Origin of the sequence: Pseudomonas sp. PDM20 (assembly GCF_014852575.3) — a bacterium.
Taxonomy (GTDB): domain Bacteria; phylum Pseudomonadota; class Gammaproteobacteria; order Pseudomonadales; family Pseudomonadaceae; genus Pseudomonas.
The window spans coordinates 599,493-620,672 of the sequence record NZ_CM181224.1 but is presented as its reverse complement, the minus strand read 5'-3'; the positions used below and the strand labels follow the sequence as shown (position 1 = coordinate 620,672).

Annotated in this window: 25 protein-coding genes; 2 read left to right on the top strand and 23 right to left on the bottom strand. The window is 63.7% G+C overall.

Annotation, left to right across the window (positions count from 1 at the left end):
• Positions 1 to 27: 27 nt before the first annotated feature.
• The 18 genes from IB261_RS02970 to IB261_RS02885 form a co-directional block, all read right to left on the bottom strand.
• Positions 28 to 1,338, bottom strand: coding sequence for a tail fiber domain-containing protein (locus IB261_RS02970; protein WP_192383268.1), 1,311 nt, complete (start codon positions 1,336 to 1,338; stop codon positions 28 to 30).
• A gap of 9 nt (positions 1,339 to 1,347) precedes the next feature.
• Positions 1,348 to 2,022: a hypothetical protein gene (locus IB261_RS02965; protein ID WP_192383269.1), complete on the bottom strand. Its 675-nt coding sequence runs from the start codon at positions 2,020 to 2,022 to the stop codon at positions 1,348 to 1,350.
• Positions 2,019 to 2,312 carry a hypothetical protein gene (locus IB261_RS02960; RefSeq protein WP_192383270.1) on the bottom strand — a complete coding sequence of 98 codons (294 nt, stop codon included), beginning with the start codon at positions 2,310 to 2,312 and terminating at the stop codon, positions 2,019 to 2,021. Before IB261_RS02960 ends, IB261_RS02965 begins: the two co-directional genes overlap by 4 nt.
• Positions 2,309 to 5,755, bottom strand: coding sequence for a TipJ family phage tail tip protein (locus IB261_RS02955; RefSeq protein WP_192383271.1), 3,447 nt, complete (start codon positions 5,753 to 5,755; stop codon positions 2,309 to 2,311). The genes IB261_RS02960 and IB261_RS02955 overlap by 4 nt, the downstream gene beginning before the upstream one ends.
• A 56-nt stretch (positions 5,756 to 5,811) precedes the next feature.
• Positions 5,812 to 6,414: a tail assembly protein gene (locus tag IB261_RS02950; protein ID WP_318653082.1), complete on the bottom strand. Its 603-nt coding sequence runs from the start codon at positions 6,412 to 6,414 to the stop codon at positions 5,812 to 5,814.
• A gap of 20 nt (positions 6,415 to 6,434) precedes the next feature.
• On the bottom strand, positions 6,435 to 6,854 hold the full coding sequence (locus IB261_RS02945) for a lipoprotein (RefSeq protein WP_192383272.1): 420 nt from the start codon (positions 6,852 to 6,854) through the stop codon (positions 6,435 to 6,437).
• Between the two features lie 37 nt (positions 6,855 to 6,891).
• Entirely contained in the window at positions 6,892 to 7,650 is a 759-nt protein-coding gene (locus IB261_RS02940; protein WP_192383273.1) for a C40 family peptidase, read from the bottom strand.
• Between the two features lie 2 nt (positions 7,651 to 7,652).
• On the bottom strand, positions 7,653 to 8,399 hold the full coding sequence (locus IB261_RS02935) for a phage minor tail protein L (RefSeq protein WP_192383274.1): 747 nt from the start codon (positions 8,397 to 8,399) through the stop codon (positions 7,653 to 7,655).
• Between the two features lie 22 nt (positions 8,400 to 8,421).
• Positions 8,422 to 9,075 (bottom strand): hypothetical protein, encoded by a 654-nt coding sequence (locus IB261_RS02930; RefSeq protein WP_192383275.1) that lies wholly within the window; start codon positions 9,073 to 9,075, stop codon positions 8,422 to 8,424.
• A 10-nt stretch (positions 9,076 to 9,085) separates the two neighbouring features.
• Positions 9,086 to 9,424 carry a phage tail protein gene (locus IB261_RS02925; RefSeq protein ID WP_192383276.1) on the bottom strand — a complete coding sequence of 113 codons (339 nt, stop codon included), beginning with the start codon at positions 9,422 to 9,424 and terminating at the stop codon, positions 9,086 to 9,088.
• Positions 9,424 to 10,743, bottom strand: coding sequence for a phage tail tape measure C-terminal domain-containing protein (locus IB261_RS02920; RefSeq protein WP_192383277.1), 1,320 nt, complete (start codon positions 10,741 to 10,743; stop codon positions 9,424 to 9,426). Before IB261_RS02920 ends, IB261_RS02925 begins: the two co-directional genes overlap by 1 nt.
• Positions 10,740 to 10,961 (bottom strand): DUF1799 domain-containing protein, encoded by a 222-nt coding sequence (locus tag IB261_RS02915; RefSeq protein ID WP_494515525.1) that lies wholly within the window; start codon positions 10,959 to 10,961, stop codon positions 10,740 to 10,742. The genes IB261_RS02920 and IB261_RS02915 overlap by 4 nt, the downstream gene beginning before the upstream one ends.
• Before the next feature lie 95 nt (positions 10,962 to 11,056).
• A complete protein-coding gene (locus tag IB261_RS02910; RefSeq protein ID WP_192383278.1) occupies positions 11,057 to 11,434 on the bottom strand; it encodes a phage tail assembly chaperone in 378 nt (125 codons plus the stop codon).
• Between the two features lie 8 nt (positions 11,435 to 11,442).
• Entirely contained in the window at positions 11,443 to 12,090 is a 648-nt protein-coding gene (locus IB261_RS02905) for a phage tail protein (protein ID WP_192383279.1), read from the bottom strand.
• A gap of 121 nt (positions 12,091 to 12,211) precedes the next feature.
• The gene (locus tag IB261_RS02900) at positions 12,212 to 12,553 is read right to left on the bottom strand and encodes a phage holin family protein (RefSeq protein ID WP_192383280.1); all 342 of its coding nucleotides are present in this window, start codon (positions 12,551 to 12,553) and stop codon (positions 12,212 to 12,214) included.
• Positions 12,554 to 12,869: 316 nt separating this feature from the next.
• Positions 12,870 to 13,343 (bottom strand): GNAT family N-acetyltransferase, encoded by a 474-nt coding sequence (locus IB261_RS02895; RefSeq protein WP_192225421.1) that lies wholly within the window; start codon positions 13,341 to 13,343, stop codon positions 12,870 to 12,872.
• Positions 13,344 to 13,425: 82 nt separating this feature from the next.
• A complete protein-coding gene (locus IB261_RS02890) occupies positions 13,426 to 13,785 on the bottom strand; it encodes a PA0613 family protein (protein WP_045212666.1) in 360 nt (119 codons plus the stop codon).
• Between the two features lie 19 nt (positions 13,786 to 13,804).
• Positions 13,805 to 14,014 (bottom strand): TraR/DksA C4-type zinc finger protein, encoded by a 210-nt coding sequence (locus IB261_RS02885; protein WP_192383281.1) that lies wholly within the window; start codon positions 14,012 to 14,014, stop codon positions 13,805 to 13,807.
• Between the two features lie 411 nt (positions 14,015 to 14,425).
• On the opposite strand from IB261_RS02885, the gene IB261_RS02880 reads away from it, so the two are divergent.
• Positions 14,426 to 15,196, top strand: a complete 771-nt coding sequence (locus tag IB261_RS02880; RefSeq protein WP_151189153.1) for an XRE family transcriptional regulator — start codon at positions 14,426 to 14,428, stop codon at positions 15,194 to 15,196.
• A gap of 121 nt (positions 15,197 to 15,317) precedes the next feature.
• Positions 15,318 to 15,632 (top strand): pyocin activator PrtN family protein, encoded by a 315-nt coding sequence (locus tag IB261_RS02875; RefSeq protein WP_081520779.1) that lies wholly within the window; start codon positions 15,318 to 15,320, stop codon positions 15,630 to 15,632.
• A 188-nt stretch (positions 15,633 to 15,820) separates the two neighbouring features.
• Here the strand turns inward: IB261_RS02875 and trpE are convergent, their stop codons facing one another.
• The 5 genes from trpE to IB261_RS02850 form a co-directional block, all read right to left on the bottom strand.
• Complete coding sequence (gene trpE, locus IB261_RS02870) at positions 15,821 to 17,314, bottom strand: anthranilate synthase component I (protein WP_192383282.1); 1,494 nt, start codon at positions 17,312 to 17,314, stop codon at positions 15,821 to 15,823.
• Between the two features lie 72 nt (positions 17,315 to 17,386).
• Positions 17,387 to 18,205, bottom strand: a complete 819-nt coding sequence (locus IB261_RS02865) for a phosphoglycolate phosphatase (RefSeq protein ID WP_192225423.1) — start codon at positions 18,203 to 18,205, stop codon at positions 17,387 to 17,389.
• A complete protein-coding gene (gene rpe / locus IB261_RS02860) occupies positions 18,205 to 18,879 on the bottom strand; it encodes a ribulose-phosphate 3-epimerase (RefSeq protein WP_138212992.1) in 675 nt (224 codons plus the stop codon). The genes IB261_RS02865 and rpe overlap by 1 nt, the downstream gene beginning before the upstream one ends.
• Positions 18,880 to 19,068: 189 nt before the next feature.
• Entirely contained in the window at positions 19,069 to 19,896 is an 828-nt protein-coding gene (locus IB261_RS02855) for an ABC transporter permease (protein WP_045214142.1), read from the bottom strand.
• 16 nt (positions 19,897 to 19,912) lie between these two features.
• Positions 19,913 to 21,160 carry an ABC transporter permease gene (locus IB261_RS02850; protein ID WP_081520782.1) on the bottom strand — a complete coding sequence of 416 codons (1,248 nt, stop codon included), beginning with the start codon at positions 21,158 to 21,160 and terminating at the stop codon, positions 19,913 to 19,915.
• Positions 21,161 to 21,180 lie beyond the last annotated feature (20 nt).

Below are 21,180 nucleotides of genomic sequence, written 5' to 3'. Positions count from 1 at the left end.
CGGATTGATGGTGGTGCGGAGGGGGAATCAGGCAGATGGCAACAGAGCGAGAACTTGCTGGAGCTGAGTCTCAAGCTCGGTGATGCGCGCCTCCTGGCGCTGCAGCATGGCGATCATGTCGGGGATCATCTTCGAGTCATCGCGCCCCTGATACACAGGACGCTCGGCAAGCATCTGCCAGGTCGCGCCCTCCCCATAGGCCGAAAGGTCGACTGGCTGTCTCACGTCCTCCGCCACAATAGAGCCGTCGGCCAGAAGGATATTTCCCACCTGCTCTACCGCGTCTTTCGTCCCAGTAACAGTGGATGGATCAACCGCCTGACACTCATGCGCGATGAATCCTTTGCCATGGGAGCCGTCAACTTTCCAAATCCAGGTCACTGGACGGTAGGCCATGATGCGGTCAGTGGCAGCTGCGGGGTCCAACGGCTGAACATGATCCTTCAGACGGTAGTCGGAAGAAGTGTTATAGGAGGTAGCACTGCCATTTGTAGTAATCGAGCCAATGGTGTTCAGGCCGTTGTACCAGAAATTAATCACCTGGCCATTGCTGACGCCTATGGACAGCGGGCAAGTGTTTGCCTCGTAGAGAAATACGCCGGACGTAGGCACATAGCGCATGGCGTTGACTTTCTGCGAAATGGGGTTAGCCGCATATGATCCCCAGTAATGGATACCAGCAGGATCGATACGATAGCGCTCCGCACCGCCGGTAATGAATCGCATGGGCGGCTGACCTCCGCTGCCAATCGCCCCAGCCTCCAGAATGGCGTCTCCAGCCCCACTACCCATGCGCATGAACGAACTGTTATCGGCGCCTGCATTCCCCCCATAGCACTGGAAGTACGCACTATTCGCCGTACCGTTCGGCATAGCACCAACCACCGTCCCACCGTTTACGGTACTGGTCTGGAAGATAGTGCGGTTGGCTTGGGTAGCGTTCGAGAAATCAGCGATGATCCTGCGCCCAACCCCTGTGATGCTTAGCCCCCCGTCCAGCACCGCAGTCTGTCCAGGCTGCCAGACTGCGAGAGGGCCAAGGCTAGCTAGCAGCGAGCCGTACTGATTCACGAAGCCGCGCAGGGCATCGGCAGAATCCTTCACATACCCTTGCATCGGCGCGATCGCGTAGCTGCCGGCGGCAGAATTCGCCCCTTGATAGTTAGGCTTGATCGAGATGACCGTGGCACTGGCCACGTTCGTGACCTCGTACCAGAGGCCATCAGGCCCCCGGAAAGCATCGCCCACGCGTGCATTAGCCGAGAAGCTGGTGCCCGTACCGGTGACGGTCGAGCTGTTGTTGGTCACCGCAACGGTGCCAGCGGAATACCAAGGCATGTCCCCTCCTTAATTCACCATGACCAGCGGCCAGTTGAAGGTTGAAATCTCAGGCAGCCCCCGCCCTACGCGCATGGCGAAGGCACTAATCTGCGCTTTGGTGTTGCCGTTCACGAACCCGATCCCCATTTCTGCGGTGTTCGGCGGAACGACGAAGCTGGCCATGAAGTGGCTGGCCATAACGAATGAACCAGCGACGTAGGGGTTTGCCCAGGTGTCCGTCGTCCAGTTGCTCAGGTAGTTGCCGTTGTAGTTGAACTTCGACCAGGTCTGCGCGCCCGAGATGATACGAACCACCTGACGGTTACTGTCGAAAAGCAAGCGGTTGCTAGCGTCGAAGACCTGAAGCCCATACCCGCCAGTCCTCGGAAGGTAGAGCGCCGCAGCCTTGTACTGGCCAGAGCGGACCACTCCAGTAAAGCCGCTATCGGCATATAGCTGTGCGGTCCAGCCGGTCCAACCTCCCGCGCTTCCGACGTGCCGCATGTTGCGAAGGATGTGGGCGCCGTCTGGGCGAACGAAGATCGTCGGAGGGTTCGGACTGTTCACTGGAGCGGGATAGCTCACAGAGACTGTCCCGCTTGCATCACCATAGCTGCCCGCCGCAACTTCCATGTAACAGGGGTAGTTGTCATCGACCTGCACTTGGCCAGAGGTGCCGACAAAGAGTGCTCCGTAGCTCATGAGAACATCACCGCGTTGAGGTAGTCGGTCTGGTTGGTGGAGAAGTAGGACGGCAAGATCGTCACCGTGGAACCGGAAACCGTGAAGCGCTGGGCAAAGGTGGTCCCAGATCCAGCCCAGGTGGTATCGAGCCATACCACGCCCTTTGCCGGATCAAAGCCTGGGATCACGATCGTCTGCTGGCTTGTGGAGGTCTGAAAGGCGACGCGATACACCATCCGACAGGTGAAGGCGTTACTGTCGAAAAGAAGCCCGCCCCCGCCGTCGAACACCTGCAGTCCATAACTCATACGTCCAGATTCCCAAGCTGCACACGGCGCACGCCATTGCCGTCAAACACCTTCAACGCCTCGGCCGTCATCTGCATCCGACCTCCTCCGCCCGCACTGTTCAGCAGGAAGGAGCCTGCCTTGTTCAGCTGCCACAACGGCTGGCCGTTGCTGCCGAGGGCGTTGGACTGGATGACATCGCCGATCTTGGCGTTGGTGATGCTCGCGTCCTGGATCATCGCGCTGTTGATGAACATCTGGCCCCCGACGATCGAGACCGGAGCGACCGCCTGGCCCGTTGAGCTGTTGAAGAACAGGAAACGATCAGCCTGGAATGCAAGGCTGGTGTAGTTCAGGCTGCTGTCGTAGCCGAGCTGCCATCCCGAAACGAAGCGTTGTCCTCCCGACGATACGTCCAGCTTCACGCTCCACATCGCTTGCACACCGGCATTCACGTCTGCCACCACCTGCGACACCTGCTGAATGGTTCCGGAGTTCGCAGAGGTTGCGGCCGACACCTGCTCCACTGTCCGTGCCATGGCCTGGTTCTCGGTGGCGCGAACTTGGCTTTCCCGGACGATCTGCGCCGTGGATTCGGCGCCGCGCAGGGCGTCCTGCAGCTCGCCCTCCCCGCTGTCGTCGCGGTAGGCAGCCATGAGCACATCCATCTGGCTCGCGCTGGCAGTGACCTTGCCATCCAGTTCCTGGATGTCGGCGGTGTTCTCCTGCACCTGAATGGCCAGCCCGTTGGCCGTCTCCACGATCTGCCCCACGTCGCCCCAGTAGACCGGGTTCGGCGGAGGGTTGCCGGCCGGCACGTTCTGCAGCGCCTGGTAAAGGCGGCCATCCTGCCGAACGATCTGCCCCTTCGAGTAAGCAACCGCCGGGTCGAAGTACTGCTCCATCAGCTCGTCGACGTTGGTCTGGATCTGCTCAATGTTGTCGAAGAACTCCTGCCCCAGTGCCGACTCCACGTATTCCTTCGTGATCAGCTCGTTGTAATCGGTGGCGTCCGTAGAGGTGATGCCATCCACCCAGGCCGACCAGGCTCCCACGTTGCCGGTGCGATCGATCAGGCGCCCACGGAAGGCAAGACGAGCGCCGGCCGGCATGGGCATGACCGTGTGCGTGTCCGTCGGGTAGGCGAACAGGCCGAGCGCGGTAGCCGTCTGCTCACTGCCCCCCGGCGTGGTCGACTGCTGCAGCTCAATGAACGCCGTGTCCTCCGCGCCGGCGGGGAAGCCCCAGTCGAGTTGGATCTTCCAAGGCCCCGAGGTCGTGTGCAGGTAGGCCAGCACCGGAGGCACCCCGTCCTTGCCGATCAGGTTGGTAAGGATCGAGGAGCGCCAGATCGAGGTGATATCGAAGGCACTCACCGCGCGCACGCGGGCCAGGTAGGTACCGGCATATATACCGGTGACGTCGACGCTAGTGGTGCCCTGGCGGGGCAGACGAATCCAGTTGCCGCTGTCCTTCTTCCACTCCACGTCGTAGGCAACCGCTCCTTCCACCGCAGGCCAGCTGATCGTCATGGTGCTCACCGCCAGCCCTTGGTCGATTGCCCAGCGCGACGAGAGCGTGACGCTGGCGGGCGGCTGCACGGTGGTGACCGGGATGACGCTGATCGGGCGTTCCTCCAGGCGCGCACCCGTGTCGATGTAGGCGAACTTGCTCGGCTCGTACTGCAGGCCGTTGATGGTCCACTGGCCATTATCGTCCCGCTTGGTGCTCATCACCCGATAGAGCTGGACAGCCAGGTCATCGGCGTCGAGCGCCCAGCACAGTTCCGGCTCGGGCGTCTCCGAGTAGGCCGTGGTGACGGTCACAGCCTTGCCGTTGACCGACTGCACGGTGCGCCCCTCGGCTCGCCCGCTCGGCAGGTTGATGATCAGGCGATCATCGACCTTGGCCTGGGTGACGCGATCGAGCGTCACCACGCGCCCCGCCACAGCGGAGATCCGCCCGCCGATCTCGCGGCCGGCCAGCAGCGAGTCAGCCACCGGGATGATGTAACCCGGTTGCGGAATCCGGCCTTCCATGCCGGTGCTGAAGGTAATTGTCCGGTCCTGCACGCTGGTGAGCACCGCCCACTTACCGCGGCGCTGTGCCTCGCTCTCGCGAGTGCAGCCAATGGCCGACAGCTCCACCGGGTTATCGCCATAGCGGCGCAGCAGCGGCGCATCGGAATAGCCCGTCACGTCGGTGTCGTAGTTGTTCGCGGGGTTGTCGTAGCTGACCAGGGCACGGCTGTACCTGGTGCGCGCCGAGGCGGCGCCGTAGGTCATCTTCCCGTCGATGACGTTTGTCCGGGTGAAGACGTAGTCGAAGTCGGCGGTACGCGGCATGTCGGCCTGCGACACCAGTTGCCCCTGCGCCCAGTAGCTCATCCCCCGGTAGATCGCCGCGATGTCACGCAGCAGGGTCCAGGCCTGGGAGCGCGACTGCAGGTTCAGGTCACACAGGAAGCGAGGTTCCTGGCCGCCTTTCCCGTCCGGCACCAGTTGGTCGCAATACTGGGCGATCTTGTACAGCTCCCACTTATCCACCATCCAGGGCTTGATCCGCTTACCCAGGCCGAAGCGGGCGTTGGTGCTGATGTCGTAGGTGATCCACGCCGGGTTATTGGTCCAGGCGCTCTTGAAGCTGCCATCCCACACGCCGGTATAGGTGCGCAGCTCCGGGTCGTAGGTGGTCGGCACCTGGACCTTTCGGGCCTTGCACTCGACGGTGACGGCCGGAATGTTGCTGAACTGCTCCGCGCTGAATTCGATGTAGAGCAGCGCGGTATTCGGGTAGCGCAGCTTCGCATCGATCACCTCGGTCATGCCGGCGATCAGCATGGTGTCGGCGATCAAACTGCTGTTCTGGTTCGGCGTGATCCGTCGCACGCGCACCTGCCAGCCGGACGCCGACGCCGGCAGGTCGATCCGCTGGCTGCGCTCGTAGCGGCTGGTGGTCTTGCCGTCGACCGCATCCAGCAGCACCTGCTGGTAAGCGCCGCCGTCGGTGCTCACGTCCACCGCGTACTCGATCCGGTAGCCCTTCACGTCCCCGCTGGTCTCCTGCTTCTGCAGGGCCGGCCAGGCGAAGCGCAGGCGCACGGCGGACAGCTGGGTGTTGGTCACCGAGCGCACCCACGGGGTGTCGCTGCGCAGCTCCACGTTCACCGTGGTCTCGTTCTCCACCGAGGGGATGCCGGGGATGTAGTCCTGATCGACGCTGCCGTTGCGCCATTCCCATTTCACGTTGGGGAAGTTGACGTTGCCGCTGGCGTCCACAAGCGGGGTGTTGTCCAGGTAAATGTCCTGATCGCTCGGCCCCTCGGCGAACTCGCCCTCGCCCACTGCCAGCAGCAGCTTGGCGGTGGCCAACGACTGCAGGCTGTCGCGCGCGATCGACGGCTGCTTAGGCTTGCTGCTGCCGCCCTTCCGGCCGGCGAGGTAATGCTGAATCTCGGCGCCCATGCATTTCTCCAGGCATAAAAAAACCACCTCACGGCGGCTGTTCTCGAATGGTCGGATCAGGTCTTGTCTTCGGCGTAAATCGAGGCGCTTATGATCGCCCCGCCCCACCGACGTTTCCCACAGCAGTAAGGCACGGGGTTGCCGCTGGCGGTGGTGTTCTTGGCGCTGCCGAAGGCGTAGCTGGGCAAGTTCTCAGGGGCTGCTGACTGGCTCAGGCCCTTAGCCTGCGGGCTGATCATTTGAACGACCCCGCCAAGTGTCAGTGCCAGACCCGCCTGAAAAGTAGCCGGTCCAGTCCGGATGCTCGCAACCATCAGCGCCACTCCAACTACGGTCTGTAGAAGCCCAGCCCGCTTGCTCCCTGCGATTAAAGGAACAACTCTTACCTCACGCACTCCGCCCGAACTGAAGTCGCGCTCTCCAACATTCCTTCGGTTTCGGAAAATGGCAAAGCGCATCCCAAGACGCTCAAGACGGGCAATCGCTTCTCGAAATCCTGGCAGGGTGTTGCGCAGAGCACTGAAAGCCTCCTGAACAGTCCCAGTGTCGAGATAACGCCGGTGCTCGCGGCCGAATTCACGAATCAGAGGGCCTGACAACTTGATGACTGTTGCCACTGAACTGGTCAATTTCGTGTGCTCCAGAAAAGAAAAGGCCACCCGGAGGTGGCCTTGGTTAATCAGAATGACGTTGGAGCCAGCTGGAAGCCACCCCCATCGCCAGAGATTCTGAATCGCTTATTTTCGCCCGGTTTCAGGTTGGCAGGCACCTCTCGCATCGCCACCCCATCGATCGCGCACAGTCCCTTGCCGTCAGGATCGCTGCCCATGCCGATTAGGTTCTCGCCTGATGAAACCGAGAGTTTGGCTGTTTCGCCGCTACCAATTCGAGCAGCCAGCTTCCCATTCCAGAAAACTCCCATATAGCACCCTTCCCCCAAGAAACCGCTATCGCGAGTAATCTGCACGCTGGCATCACCCGCTCCACGATATAAGACGCGCGCACCCGGAACCGGGTCTGCGGAGTCGGCCGACGTCTGACTAGTGGAGCAGCCCGCTAGTACAACCAAGGCAGCCGCGATGATGATCAGTTTCTTCATGGTTCCCTCCCTTCGGGTGGCCGGAGGGTAGCACAGCCTATTCCCTGGCTTGCCGGTGCCGAAGCACCAGCCGCGCACGCTCGCTCCAGTTGCCGCCGAAGACGATGACCTCGCTGGGTTTCCCGTAGAGGTGGTGAAGCAGAAATGGGCCCGCACCGAATACCCGGCTGTTCTCTGCAGGCAGCGTCGCATCGGTGCCGAGGTAGATGCCGGCATGGTTCGGATGGAGCGTCCGGCCGATCTCGAAGACGATCATATCGCCGCGCCGGGGCGTGCCGACCGGCTGGAAGCCAGCCGCCTCGAAGTACTGCTCATAGAGGCTCGGGCCGCCTGCGTGCTCCCACCAACCGTCCTGGCGCTCGAAGCGCTCGAACTCCAGCCCCCACTCGCGCTGGTACCAGTCGGCGCAGACCTGCCAGCAATCCCAGGCGCCGTGGACAAATGGCCGGCCCAGCAGCGGGATGTGCCCCGCCGGCGTGATCGTCCGCAGGTCGCCCTCCGGCCAACTGAGGATGTGCCACGGCAGGCCAGACGCTTCGCACATGGCCAGGTCGTACGATGACGGCCGGCTGGTCGCGTCGGGATGGCTGTGGACGATGGCAACCACCTCGCCCAGGTCTTCCGCCGCGGCGTAGTCCTCCGGGTGCAGGCGGAACTCCTCCTGCGGCTGGCTGGCCGTGTTCCGGCAACGGATGTATCGCTGCGCCTTGCCGGCGCCGACGATCAGGCCGCAGGCCTCCCGCGGGTACTCCTCAGCGGCGTGCGCCTGAATGGCGCTCAGGGTCTGCTTATGCATGGTCAACTCCGGGCGATCAGGGACACGGCCGGGAAGCCGCCGAAGGGCAACTGATTACCCTGCCCCCAACGCTTATTGCAGGACCTATAGAGGCCGGCACATTGGTCCTTTGCCGGGTCATCGGTCGGGTTGTCGTCGATGTCGAAATACGGGCCGGTATAGCCGCAGTCGGGGCTGCGATAGCCGCCTGTCATGCACCAGTGGCACAGCGTGGTCATCTGCCGGCCGATAGCCTCGTTGCCAACGTCACCGGGGCTGGCCAGCTCCCACTCGATCACCTGGTTGTCCTCGCCGATCTTCTGGTCGAAGTACCAGATGGTGACCGACTCCTGGGTCGGGTCTGCTTCCGGGTTGCCGGCCGGGAAGTTCTCCGCATCCAGGAATTCGGCCAGGGTCTCGCGGATGGTCAGCTGGAAGTTGGCCAAGTCATTGAAGGCGAGGCAGAGCGCCGTCAGGCGCCCGCTGACGTTGCCGCCAGAGAACTTCGGGCGCACCGCCGTGCCGTCGCCGTTCGCCTCGATGCCGCTGATCTGCACGGGCCAAGCGGCGTACTCCTCGCCCTTCCACCAGATCGACTTCGCCGACAGTTGATCCGCGTCGGCGCCGGCGGCAGCCAGCTCCTGCGGAGTGTGCGGGATGGCGTGGCCGTGGAAACGCAGCACGTCGGCACCGAACTCGCTGCCGTCCAGTTCGAACAGCATGATTTCGGCGCCGGGCTCCAGCTTCTGGAGTTGCAGGATGAGGCTCATGGGTGGAACGCCTGATCAAAGGTTATCGACAGGAACTCGATCGCGCCGGGGCGCCTCTGCTTGCGGTAGGCCTTGCACTTGTACATACCCAGCTCACTCCCGTCGCGACCCATTCCAGATAGCGATCACTGAAAACTTGAATCTTGTCCCCTGCACACAGAGCCACCGTACTGGTCAGGCGCTTGGCGCTGGGGCCACTGATGGTTTCGCGGGTGACGATCGACGCCGTCGCCCCCGACTGCTTGCGCAAGCGGATCGAAAGCTGTGCCTCACCCAATCCGCTGACCGATGCGAGCAGAGTGCGCACCTCTGCCGGCCCACTGATCAGGTCCGACCAGTTGGAGTCCCTGGAAACTCCCGCTGCAGACGTGTAGGCCAGATCCGGCGTGTAACTGGCAATCCATTCCACCGGCGCCGAACTCATGCACTGCAGCTTGTCGCCAGCACTCAGCGAGAGGCCACCTGGTGCAGGCCGATGCGGCTGGTTGGCACCCAATAGGTTGCCGGGCAGGATGTACGACGTAGCGCCGCCCTTGAGCACCAGCCGCAGCACTACTCGCGCGTCGGTACCCAGGGCATTGATCAGGATGCTGCTGATGGTGGCCGTACCCACGGCGAGATCAGTCCAGGTATCGCCGGTAGTGTTGGTGACCCAGGTTTTCAAAGCGATAGACATATCGACCTCGTCAAGGATGGAAGACCTGCTCGAATGTCGCAGCGATGCGATAGACCGTGCCGCCGATGTTCGTGGGTTTATAGGCGTTGCAGCTGTACAGGCCGGGGCTGCCCAGAGGCGGAGTCCAGAGAAAGGCTCGGCTACCGGCGTGGCGGTCGAAGAAGGCCAGCACCTGTTGCGCGGCGTCCTTGTTCACGACCAGGATGACCGGCCACTGCTGCGAACGGTTGTTCAACCCGTCCCCCAGCGTCTGTCGGTAGCCGTCGCCGAACTGTGCCGAGCGCAACCTGAACGTCACCTCGCCCTCGCCGCCGGCTTCGATAGGCCACTTGAAGGTTTCCACAGCCATCAGCCCCTCCCCCGCGCGTTGCGGTAGCTCATTCCACCAGGACGCCAGGACTCCGCCACGGCGCGCTCGGCAGCCAGTTGCAGTTGCCGCTGCAAGTTGCTCGACAGGGCTTGCTGATCGATTTGCGAACCATCACTGCCATTGCCGCCAATCGCTATGCTGACCGGCGCGTGAAGCTGGACAGTCGTGCCACCACCACCCAAGGTGCGCACGCCAAGCGAGCCATCGGATGCTCGTGCCAGCGGCATGATCGCCTCCGGCCCTGCCTCGCCCATCACGCCCAGTCGGCCACCCGTGGCGCCAAAAAAGGTGGGCGCACTGACCACTCCATGGCGGAACGCTCCGCCTTTTGCGTACATCTGCACGCCCTGGTTCCACGCGCCCCCGTCGGCCTGGAAGAACGACAGGATGGCCTGGCCCCAGCCACTGGAGGCGAACATCTGCGAGCCCATGGAGAACAGCTGGCCGATGCCGGATGTGGCCAGTTGCATACCGATGCGACCGAGGTTGCCAATCACCGAGTCCGCCAGGGAGCGGAACGAGAAGTCACCTTCGGCCAGCGCCTTGATCAGGAAGTTCTGGGTATTGCCCAGAGCGTCGCTGAACAGCGTCTCGACCTTTTCGGCCATGCTGCTCGACTCCGTGAAGTACTCGTCCCAGGCGGCCTTGGCCCCGGCAATCCAGATCGACGGCTCGGCCGGTTGGCTGACGGCTTTCTCGGTGATTCCAGCCACGCTTTCGGATGTCGGCAAGCCTATTCCCAACGCCGCATCGGCCGTGATGCTGGCAGGTACCCAGGTAGCCGCCGCCGTGTCGGGCGAGAACCGGCTCATCAGCGACTTCCAGCCATCGGAACTGGCAATGAGTCCCGAGACCCCGATGATCGCCTCGCGAACCATCACCCCCCGCAGCTCATCCAGCACCGGATCGGCGAACTCGCGAAAGTTCGTCTGCGACTTGCCGTTGCTCCAGACTGAGCTCAGGTACTTTTGCGAATTTTCCAGGGCATGGCCGACCACACCCTGGACGCCCTTGGTGCGACTGTCAGGGTCGGTATAGGCCTTCCAGGCTGCCTGCTGGCCGGCCTTCCAGTCGTCGATGAAGGTCGACAACGTCTGGCCTAACACCGCTTTCAGACGCTCCAGCGTCGATAGCAGTGCCACGGGGCTCTGCTCGATCGCCTTGACGTTGGCCAGGCTCGCCTGGGCAAGCTGCCAATTGCTTTTGCTGACTTTTTCCAGCGCGGGGATCAGCGCCCTGGTCGCACTCGTCTGCTGGTTGAGTGCGGCGATGCTGAACGGTGAAGCGGTCGAACTCATGTTCTTCTCCCGTCATCATTGATCACTTTCAGCGCCTCCTGCTCCATGTGGCGCAGGTCCTCGAAGAGGACTGCGCGCGAACGCCTGCCGATGCCCAGCCACTGCATGACCTGTGGCAGGACCGCGTAATCCAGTCCGATCGCGCCGCCCCCACCCACCCGCCACTGCGTGCCCATGGCATCCAGCACGCGCAATGCGGGCGCGACGCAGGGCCACAGGGCATAGCCGGTTTCGAAATCGCCAGGAGCAAGGCCGAAGGCCTCCAGTTGTTCCGCAGAGGCCTTCGACTGGAACAGGGAGCGGGCGGCGCCGATCAGTTTCCCTGGCGCGCCTGGGCGTACGCCTGGGTGTAGGCCGAGAGAATCCGCTCCGGTGCGGAGACCGAAGACTCCACCAGCCGGCGGATGTTTTCCGCGGTGCAGGGCTCGGCGAATTCCCAGTCGGCGATGATCGCCTCCAGCTGCTCGACCTGCAGGGCGAGCATCGACTCGGTCACCGCGACCAGGTCATCGGTGTCCAGGTGCTCCGCCAACGCCTGCTGCCGCTTCGCCCACCCCGAATAGAGCTGGGCCAGGCTGGCGCGGTCGCGGTACTTGAAGGTGAACGCCACCGTAATGCCTTGCGCCCCCACGCGGGGAATCTCCACGCTTCCGACGAAGGTGGGGTTCTGCTCGATAGTGAACCGGGTCATCCCTCACCTCAGGCGTTGTAGCGGGTGGCACGGCCCAGCAGGGCAATGGTCACCGTGCGGGTCATGATCTCGTTGACGCTCAGCTTGGGCGTATCGGAGACCGTAACGTAGCCGTTGTAATAGATCTCCGAGCCGTTACGCAGGCTCAGCCGGATGGCTCGTGGCTTGCGGTCGAGGTCTGCCGCTTCGATCACCGCCCACTGCGCCAGGGAAGGATCGTCGGCCACCTCGATGCTCAGGGTCTGGGCATTGCGGAAGGTTGGAATCTGGCGTTGATCGTCATCCTCGAGGAACTGGTAAGTCGCAAATTGCTGTTCGCCACCGGAAGCCGTCGGGGTGACAACCTGCTGGATCGGCATCCAGGTGGTCACGGAGCGAACCGAGCCTGCCGAACTGCCTGGGACAAATCGGCTGGTATCGACCGTGTTGACGTTACCTAGGGTCAAGGTGGCGGTATCGGCATCGGTCACACGAGCGACCCGGCCGCTTACTCCCGCCCACCCCGAGGTGATCTCGACCACGGCACCGGCTGAGAGTCCGTGCCCTGCGACACTGGCGACTGCGTTGGCAGCATTGGAAAGTGCTGTGACCGGCTTTGCTACCGCATAGATCGAAGCAATGCTCAGAGTACTGCCATTGGGAAGTTGAACGCTCATGGGTCTTTTTCCTCTCGTTAAAAAATTAGAACGCGCTGTTGGCGGGTTTTGAACTGGCGCTTGCGGCCGACTAGTTGTCTGCTGATAAACCGTGTGCTGTCCCTGCGGTAACGATCCTTTCTCAGGGTTCGCCTCCGCCCACTGGTGGCCCCTCGATCCCCAGGCGTTTCGCCGCCCAGCGTTCATAAAGACCGACGGCTATCTCCGCGCCGGCCGCCGCGGTCAGGCTGCCGATCGCGGCAGCCAGCGTCAGCGAGGCGCCGCAGGCCATGGCCAGAAACATCACCGCCATGCCGCAGACAATGGAGGCGCCTGAGCGCAGCGCCAGCCGCCGCAGCAACCGCCAGCCGCCCAGGCCCGCCTTGTCGGCGCGCCACATTTCACCGCTGATGCCGCCCGCGACGGCGAGCAGGATCAGCCCCCACAAAGGCACGTCGGCCAGGGTCTGAGGTTCGTTGCCCATTGGCTCACCTTGGATAAAGACGCCCGTGAACGGGCGAAACCGGCGGCTATCAGCCAGCCGGGGATGACTGCCAGCGTCCTCGCCGGCCACCCGCCGCAACGACGGATCAGAAAAACGCGGGCATGAAAAAGCCCGGCTCACTGGCCGGGCTTTTCGGGGTTTCGCGTTGTGCTCCCTGGGGACGCACCTTTACAAGAATGACTACTTTTTACCCCCCGATTCCCGCCGGAACAAGGCTTCTTGGGGAATACGCTGCAATACGCAGATGACACACCGCAATGTGCTGTCGAAACGCCGAAATCCGGCGTCGGAAATTTCAGAGAGCCTTGCTCATCAGCACAGTGGTGAAGCCGCTGTGCCACTCCTCGTCCGGGTAGTAGTCGATCTCCGCATAGCCGTGCTTGCCGTAGAAAGCGCGCGCCTGCTGGTTGAAGGTGTCGGTCTCCAGGCGAACACATGCACTGCCGTTACGGCTGATGGCAGCCTCTGCGTGATTCAGCAGCGCCGCACCGATTCCCAGACGCTGATGACGGGGAGAGACATGCAGGGCATCGATGAAGTCATCGCGCCAATCGAGCAGGCCGACTACCTCGCCAGCCATGCAAGCGACCGCGAAATGCGCCAGGCGCTCGCGAACATAAGTAGAGGTGTGCGCGGAGGACTCGAAGCGCGCGATGGCTTCCGCGCTCAGCGCCGGCTTCCAGGTGGCTTGGTAGGTTTCACCGAGAATGCGCAGGATGGCCTCGGTGTCGGCGGCCTCGGCACAGCGAATCAGGAGTGGTGTCGTCATGGGCCGCGAGCATAGCTCCGGGCACACGCGAAAAGCACGAAGCCCGGCGCAGGGCCGGGCTTGGGATGAAGAAGGGAAAGGATCAGGCGACGCGGCGCATCAACCGCGACTGGATGCTCTGGTGCGCCACGTGCAGGCGCAGGTAGAAGGTGTTGCGGCTGCAGCGGCAGTGCCGGTACTTCTGCGAAGCCTCGCTGTCGCGATTGAGGTAGTGCTCGGTGACCACGTCCTTCTGCTCGTCGGGCAGGTGGTTGATGATCAGGTCCAGTTCGGCAACGCGGTCGAGGATCACCTTGCTGCCCCGCGTGCCGCGAATCATCTCGCCCTTGTTGGCCATCATCATCGCCAGCAGGTTGCCGCCGGCATAACCGCCACCGGCGCTGCCCGGGTTGTGCATCTCTTCGGCCCAGAGCTTGAGCATTTCATCGATGGGTTTGATCACGGCGTTTCTCCCGCGCGGCTCAGTGCCGCCGCTCCAGTTCATCCAGGGCCTGGCAGTCGATGCAGCGGGTGCAGCCCGGCGCCGCCAGGCGGCGCGCCGGCGGGATGTCGTCGCCGCAATCCTCGCAATACTCGGCGGAGCTGATCGCCGCCGAGGAGCGACGGCTGTGCAGCATGTCCTCGATGCGCTCCAGCATCAGGTCGTTGGCGTAGTCGGCGAGATCAGCCACGGCGCACCTCCGCATCGGCGGGGGATTCGGGCTGCATCGTGCAGTTCGGGTGTTGGTTCATGAAGGTCCTCCTGGCGACATGCCCTCCGTGGTCGCCGTGCTTCGGCCGCCTGGGGTGGTCAGTCGCGATCTGTTCGTCACGGACGCCGACTCGTCGGGCGGCATCCCTTGCAGGTACGCGGGCGGCGCCTCCCAGGCCCACCCGCGTCCTCCAGCCTGCCCCGCTAGTGACGGTCTGCAGGCAACCCACGGCCTCCTTGCCGCAGTGAGGGGGAAGCCGTTCGCCTCCCTTCAGCCAAACCGTGTTTTGTCTCCCCGGTGGGCTGCTGACCTTTATGATTACAACTATGGCTATATTTAGTCAACACCAAGGCTATTTACACGCTACAACCCAGGAGGTAGAGTGCCGCCATGGACAAGACTCCCTCATCAACGCTGGCCGACCGCCTGAAACAGGCGATGGCCTCGCGCAACCTCAAGCAGGAAACCCTGGCCGAAGCTGCAGGGGTTTCGCAGAACACCATCCACAAGCTGACCTCGGGCAAGGCGCAGAGCACGCGCAAGCTGATCGAGATCGCCAGCGCGCTGGGGGTCTCGCCGACCTGGCTGGCCACCGGCGAAGGCACGCCGGCGCCGGGCACCAGCGCACCCGCGCCACGCCCGGCCGATGGCAGCCCGCTGCGACTGGAACCGCTGCACCCATGGGATAGCGACACTCCGCTGGACGAGGACGAAGTGGAACTACGCCTGTACAAGGAAGTGGAACTGGCGGCCGGCGCTGGCCGCACCGCAGTGCGCGAGATAGAGGGGCGCAAGCTGCGTTTCTCATACGCAACGTTGCGCGCCGCAGGGGTCGACCCGGCGGCGGCGATCTGCGCCCAGCTCACCGGCAACAGCATGGAGCCGCTGATCATGGATGGCTCCACCATCGGCATCGACACGGCCACGACGCACATCACCGACGGCGAGATCTACGCCCTGGAACACGAGGGCATGCTGCGGGTGAAGTTCGTCTACCGCCTGCCCGGCGGCGGCATCCGCCTGCGCAGCTTCAACCGCGACGAATACCCCGACGAGGAGTACCCGGCGGAGCAGTTCGACAGCGGGCAGATCCGTCTGATCGGCTGGGTCTTCTGGTGGTCCACGGTGCGCCATCGCCGCGCCCCGACCCTGGTTCGCTGAGCCCGTTTCACGATGAAAAAGCCCCGCTTCGGCGGGGTTTTTCCTGGGTGTCGATTGAAGAGAAATACAACCTTTGCTATATTTACTCCTATCACCACCACCATCGGAACAGGAGAGTCCCATGCAGTCGACCGCAGATGTCCGCCCCGCCCCGCGCCCGGAGACGGTGAGCCTGGTCTATCAGATCTTCGGGGATGTCCTGGTGCCGCTGGAGCAGGTGCGCGAGCGCTGGTTCCGCAACCTGAACCGGGAGAATTTCAGCAAGGCGCTGTCCTGCGGGCGCATCGCCCTGCCGGTGACCACGCTGGACGACAGCCACAAGGCGATGCAGTACGTCGCGGTGGATCACCTGGCGGCCTATGTGGAGGAGCGCTCGCAGCAGGCCGATGCCGCGCTGGCCCGGCGCAAGGCGAGCCTGCAGGTGGTATCCCTGTAGGAGCGAGCTTGCTCGCGAACCCGCTCGGCGACGGAGAAACCGGCTAAATCTTCGCGAGCAAGCTCGCTCCTACGAAGGGCCGACGCTGCTGATATCCCTGCGCAGGGCTTCTCCACTCACCCCAGCCGACAACTTTGAGCCCAATAAAAAAGCCCCGCCGAAGCGGGGCTTTTCATCGAACCGACAACTCAGTCGCGGCCATGCACCTTGGCGGTGTGCTCGGCCAGCGCCACGGCGCGGAACATTGCACGGCGCTTGTTGATGGTTTCTTCCCACTCCGCCGCCGGTACCGAGTCGGCGACGATGCCGCCGCCAGCTTGCACATGCAGTTCGCCGTTCTTGATCACCGCGGTGCGGATGGCGATGGCGGTGTCCATGTTGCCGTTCCACGCGAGGTAACCCACGGCGCCACCGTAGACACCGCGCTTGACCGGCTCCAGTTCATCGATGATTTCCATCGCGCGAATCTTCGGCGCGCCGGACAGGGTGCCGGCCGGCAGGATGGCGCGCAGGGCGTCCATCGCGCTGAGCTTCTCGTTCAGCTGGCCGTTCACGTTGGAGACGATGTGCATCACGTTGGAGTAGCGCTCGATGACCATCTGCTCGGTGACCTTCACGCTGCCGGTCTGCGACACGCGGCCGACGTCGTTGCGGCCCAGGTCGATGAGCATCAGGTGCTCGGCGATTTCCTTGGCGTCGGAAAGCAGGTCCTCTTCCAGCGCCCGGTCGGCCTCTTCGGTCGCGCCACGCGGGCGGGTGCCGGCGATGGGGCGCACGGTGACTTCGCCATCCTCGACGCGCACCAGCACTTCCGGCGAGCTGCCGACGACGTGGAAGTCGCCGAAGTTGAAGAAGTACATGTAGGGCGTCGGGTTGAAGCAGCGCAGTGCACGGTACAGGTCGATCGGCGCTGCGCTGAAGTCGATGGACATGCGCTGCGACGGCACGACCTGCATGCAGTCGCCAGCCAGGATGTATTCCTTGATGGTGCCGACGGCGCGCTCGTAGTCCTCGCGGGTGAAGCTGGCGCGGAACTGCGGTTCCGGGGCGTTCACGGCACCGAAATCCAGGCCGCGGCGCGGGGTGATCGGCTGGCGCAGGCGCTCCAGCAGTTCTTCCAGCCGGGCCAGGCCCTGGTCGTAGGAGTCGGCCTGCGCCGGGTCGGCGAGGACGATCGCGTGCATCTTGCCGGCGAGGTTGTCGAACACGACGACCGCGTCGGAAACCATCAGCAGGATGTCGGGATTGTTCAGCGGATCCGGATTCGGGCACTGCGCCAGACGCTGCTCGACGTAGCGCACGCAGTCATAGCCGAAGTAACCGACCAGGCCGCCGTTGAAGCGCGGCAGACCGGCGATGGTCGGCACGCGGTAGCGGTCCTTGAACTCCTCGACGAAGGCCAGCGGGTCGGCGCATTCGAAGCTCTCGGTCTCGATGCCGTCGACCTTGATGCTCGCCTGGTGGCCGTAGACACGCAGCACGGTGCGACTGGGCAGGCCGATGATCGAGTAGCGGCCCCACTTTTCGCCGCCCTGCACGGATTCGAGCAGGTAGGTGTTGGGGCCGTCGGCCAGCTTCAGGTAGATCGACAGCGGGGTGTCGAAGTCGGCAAGGGTTTCGCAGGTCAGCGGAATGCGGTTGTAGCCTTCGGCGGCCAGGCGCTGGAATTCTTCGCGGGTCATGATCAGCCTCGTGGAATGAGGAAGTAACGGACTTGGGTGCACACACACGCCGGGCGTACCGGCCAAAGGATGTCAGGCGCGCCAGCGCCAGCGGGCCAGGGCCTTGATGACCTTCATCCAGAGTGTGTGGGAAGCCGTTTCCACGGTGCTGTCTCGCTGAGCGGGAGTTGAGGCGGAGTCGGGCAACACTATCGCTTTGCCCGAGTCGAAGCAAGGCAGCAGATGGCGCAGGTCGTCGAGCACCAGTGTCGGGGTTTCCTCGGCGATGGGACGCCCGTGGTTGTAGCCGTAGCTCAGGCCTACGCTGCGCACGCCGGCGGCCTTGGCGGCGAGGATGTCGTTGCGCGAATCGCCGACGAACAGGGCCTGTTCCGCCGACACGCCGGCCATCTTCATCACGAACAGCAGCGCAGCCGGATCGGGTTTCTGCTGCGGCAGGGTGTCGCCGCCGATGATCCAGCGGAAGAACTTGCCCAGCTTCATCTCATCCAGCAGCGGGCCGACGAAGCGCTCGGGCTTGTTGGTGATCAGCGCCAGCTCGACGTCGCGCTTCTTCAGCCACTTCAGGGTCTCGATCACGCCGGGGTAGACCACGGTCAGCGCATGGCTGTCGGCGTAGGCATCCATGAACAGTTCGAGGGCGCGCTCGGTGTCTTCCTCGCTGACGCCATCGTGTTCGATGTCATTGGCCAGGGCGCGGCGCACCAGCACCCGCGCGCCGTTGCCGACCCAGTGACGCACCGCCTCCAGGCCAGCCGGCTGGCGCCCGAGCGCCAGCAGCATCTTGTCCACCGCCGCGGCGAGGTCGGGGACGGAATCCACCAGGGTGCCGTCCAGGTCGAACATCACCAGACGCGGCAGCCCGGCGAACGGCAGTTGTGCAGCACTCATCACTTGCGCGCCTGCGCCAGCTCAGCGTGCATGGCGCGGATGACCTCGGCGTAATCCGGTGCGTTGAAGATGGCAGAGCCGGCGACGAAGGTGTCGGCGCCCGCGGCGGCGATCTCGCGGATGTTCTTCACGTTCACCCCGCCGTCGATCTCCAGGCGGATGTCGCGGCCGGAAGCGTCGATCAGCGCGCGGGCTTCGCGCAGCTTGTCGAGGGTGCCGGGAATGAACTTCTGCCCGCCGAAGCCGGGGTTCACGCTCATCAGCAGGACCATGTCGATCTTGTCCATCACGTACTTGAGCGCGTCCAGCGAGGTGGCCGGGTTGAACACCAGGCCGGCCTTGCAGCCGCCGTCCTTGATCAGTTGCAGGGAACGGTCGATGTGCTGCGAGGCTTCCGGGTGGAAGGTGATGTAGGTGGCGCCGGCTTCGATGAAGTCGCCAATGATGCGGTCCACCGGGGAAACCATCAGGTGCACGTCGATGGGCGCGGTGACGCCGTACTTGCGCAGGGCCGTGCAGACCATCGGGCCGATGGTCAGGTTCGGCACGTAGTGGTTGTCCATCACATCGAAGTGAACGATGTCGGCGCCGGCAGCGAGCACCTTGTCCACATCCTCGCCCAGGCGGGCGAAGTCGGCGGAAAGGATCGACGGAGCGATGGCGTAGGGTTGCATGGCGCACCTCTGTGGGCGGAAATCACGGATGGCGCGCATTGTAGCCGCTCGGACGGCTCGAAGGGGATCGGGCCGATAGTCGAAGCGAAAAGGACGGTTTCAGGCGGGAAAGCGGGCAAAAAAAATCGCGGATCGATCCCGCCCCTGTGGGTGAGCACAGGGACGCAACCGTCCGCGAAACACTGTGAATCAGGAAGTCGGCGCGGTACGCAGTTTCTCGCTGCGGCCGCGCAGCCACTCGAGGGTGAGCAGGAGCACGACGGAGAAGCCGATCAGCAGGGTCGCCGCAGCGGCGATGGTCGGGCTGAGGTTCTCGCGGATGCCACTGAACATCTGGCGCGGCAGGGTGGCCTGCTCGGGGCCGGCGAGGAACAGGGTCACCACCACTTCATCGAAGGAGGTAGCGAAGGCGAACAGCGCGCCGGAAATCACCCCCGGAGCGATCAGCGGCAGGGTGACCTTGAAGAAGGTCAGCACTGGCGGCGCGCCCAGGCTGGCGGCGGCGCGCACCAGGTTGTAGTTGAAGCCCTGCAGGGTCGCCGACACGGTGATGATGACGAACGGCACACCCAGTACCGCGTGGACGATGATCAGCGAGATGTAGCTGTTGCCCAGGCCCAGCGGCGCGAAGAACAGGTAGCTCGCCACGCCGATGATCACCACCGGCACCACCATCGGCGAAATCACCAGACTCATGACCAGCGCCTTGCCGCGGAACTCGCCGCGGGTCAGGCCGATCGACGCCAGGGTGCCGAAGACCATCGCCAGCACGGTGGCCGCCGGGGCGACGATGATGCTGTTGGTCAGCGCACGCATCCACTCGGCGGAGTTGAAGAAGTCGGCGTACCAGCGCAGGGAGAAGCCCTGCAGCGGGTAGACCAGGAAGGTGCCGGAGTTGAACGACAGCGGCACGATGACCAGTACCGGCAGCACCAGGAACAGCAGGATCAGGCCGCAGAGGATGCGCAGGGTGTAGAACCACACGCGCTCGACCGGGGACATGTAGGGGCTCAGCATCTTCTTGTTCTCCTCATCAGCCCAGGCGCAGGCGGCTCGCGCCCACCAGCCAGCCATAGATCACGTAGAGCACCAGGGTGGCGAACAGCAGCAGGCCGCCCAGGGCCGTGGCCATGCCCCAGTTGATGGTGGTGTTGGTGTAGAAGGCGACGAAGTAGCTGACCATCTGGTCGTTCGGGCTGCCCAGCAGGGCCGGGGTGATGTAGTAGCCGATCGACAGGATGAACACCAGCAGGCAACCGGCGCCGACACCGGCCACGGTCTGCGGGAAGTAGACCTTCCAGAAGCTGGAGAACGGATGGCAGCCCAGCGAAATTGCGGCGCGCATGTAGCTGGGGGAAATGCCCTTCATCACGCTGTAGATCGGCAGGATCATGAACGGCAGCATGATGTGGACCATGGAGATGTACACGCCGGTGCGGTTGAACACCAGCTGCAATGGCTCGTCGATCAGGCCCATCTTCAATAGCGCGCCGTTGATCAGGCCGCCCGACTGCAACAGCACGATCCACGCGGCGACGCGCACCAGGATCGAGGTCCAGAACGGCAGCAGCACCATGATCATCAGCAGGTTGGACTTGCGGGTCGGCAGGATCGCCAGCAGGTAGGCCAGCGGGTAGGCCAGCGCCAGGCAGATCAGGGTGATCACCGCGCCCATCCAGAAGGTGCGGGCGAAGATGTCCAGGTAGATCGACTGGTCCGGCGTTGCGCGGGCGATTTCGCCCAGGTCATCGATACGGTGATCGAGCGCCGCCAGCAGGTAATAGGGCGTGACGGAGCTGGCGTTGCGACGGATCGCCTGCCAGTAGGCCGGGTCGCCCCAGCGCTCGTCGAGTGCTTCCATTGCGTCCTTGTACGACGCCGGCTGCTCCTTGAACGGCAGCGCGCGAGCGGTCTTGGACAGCAGGCTGCGGTAGCCGGCCAGTTCCATGTTCAGGCGCTTGGACAGGTCACCGATGGTCTGGTTCTTGCGCGCGGCGACCAGGTCGTCGCTCAGCGCCTTGTACACCGCATCCGAAGGCAGCGACTTGCCGTCCCACTCGGAAATGGCGTTGACGGTCAGCGGCAGCGCACCGACGACCTCGGGGTTGTTCACGCTCTTGTAGAGCAGTGCCGCGATGGGCACGAGGAAGGTCAGCAGGAGGAAGACCAGCAGGGGCAGGACCAGCGCCTGCGACTTCAAGCGGTTCATCCGCTCCGCGCGCGCCAGGCGCTGCTTGAGGGTGGGGCCGGCGACCTCGTTCATCGACACAGCGGTGGCCATAGCGAACTCCGGTAAAACGG

Bases quoted from the DNA above. Each gene is read 5' to 3' on its own strand.
- IB261_RS02970 (WP_192383268.1), bottom strand. From the start codon at position 1,338: ATGCCTTGGTATTCCGCTGGCACCGTTGCGGTGACCAACAACAGCTCG.
- IB261_RS02965 (WP_192383269.1), bottom strand. From the start codon at position 2,022: ATGAGCTACGGAGCACTCTTTGTCGGCACCTCTGGCCAAGTGCAGGTC.
- IB261_RS02960 (WP_192383270.1), bottom strand. From the start codon at position 2,312: ATGAGTTATGGACTGCAGGTGTTCGACGGCGGGGGCGGGCTTCTTTTC.
- IB261_RS02955 (WP_192383271.1), bottom strand. From the start codon at position 5,755: ATGGGCGCCGAGATTCAGCATTACCTCGCCGGCCGGAAGGGCGGCAGC.
- IB261_RS02945 (WP_192383272.1), bottom strand. From the start codon at position 6,854: ATGAAGAAACTGATCATCATCGCGGCTGCCTTGGTTGTACTAGCGGGC.
- IB261_RS02940 (WP_192383273.1), bottom strand. From the start codon at position 7,650: ATGCATAAGCAGACCCTGAGCGCCATTCAGGCGCACGCCGCTGAGGAG.
- IB261_RS02935 (WP_192383274.1), bottom strand. From the start codon at position 8,399: ATGAGCCTCATCCTGCAACTCCAGAAGCTGGAGCCCGGCGCCGAAATC.
- IB261_RS02930 (WP_192383275.1), bottom strand. From the start codon at position 9,075: ATGTCTATCGCTTTGAAAACCTGGGTCACCAACACTACCGGCGATACC.
- IB261_RS02925 (WP_192383276.1), bottom strand. From the start codon at position 9,424: ATGGCTGTGGAAACCTTCAAGTGGCCTATCGAAGCCGGCGGCGAGGGC.
- IB261_RS02920 (WP_192383277.1), bottom strand. From the start codon at position 10,743: ATGAGTTCGACCGCTTCACCGTTCAGCATCGCCGCACTCAACCAGCAG.
- IB261_RS02910 (WP_192383278.1), bottom strand. From the start codon at position 11,434: ATGACCCGGTTCACTATCGAGCAGAACCCCACCTTCGTCGGAAGCGTG.
- IB261_RS02905 (WP_192383279.1), bottom strand. From the start codon at position 12,090: ATGAGCGTTCAACTTCCCAATGGCAGTACTCTGAGCATTGCTTCGATC.
- IB261_RS02900 (WP_192383280.1), bottom strand. From the start codon at position 12,553: ATGGGCAACGAACCTCAGACCCTGGCCGACGTGCCTTTGTGGGGGCTG.
- IB261_RS02895 (WP_192225421.1), bottom strand. From the start codon at position 13,343: ATGACGACACCACTCCTGATTCGCTGTGCCGAGGCCGCCGACACCGAG.
- IB261_RS02880 (WP_151189153.1), top strand. From the start codon at position 14,426: ATGGACAAGACTCCCTCATCAACGCTGGCCGACCGCCTGAAACAGGCG.
- IB261_RS02875 (WP_081520779.1), top strand. From the start codon at position 15,318: ATGCAGTCGACCGCAGATGTCCGCCCCGCCCCGCGCCCGGAGACGGTG.
- trpE (WP_192383282.1), bottom strand. From the start codon at position 17,314: ATGACCCGCGAAGAATTCCAGCGCCTGGCCGCCGAAGGCTACAACCGC.
- IB261_RS02865 (WP_192225423.1), bottom strand. From the start codon at position 18,205: ATGAGTGCTGCACAACTGCCGTTCGCCGGGCTGCCGCGTCTGGTGATG.
- rpe (WP_138212992.1), bottom strand. From the start codon at position 18,879: ATGCAACCCTACGCCATCGCTCCGTCGATCCTTTCCGCCGACTTCGCC.
- IB261_RS02855 (WP_045214142.1), bottom strand. From the start codon at position 19,896: ATGCTGAGCCCCTACATGTCCCCGGTCGAGCGCGTGTGGTTCTACACC.
- IB261_RS02850 (WP_081520782.1), bottom strand. From the start codon at position 21,160: ATGGCCACCGCTGTGTCGATGAACGAGGTCGCCGGCCCCACCCTCAAG.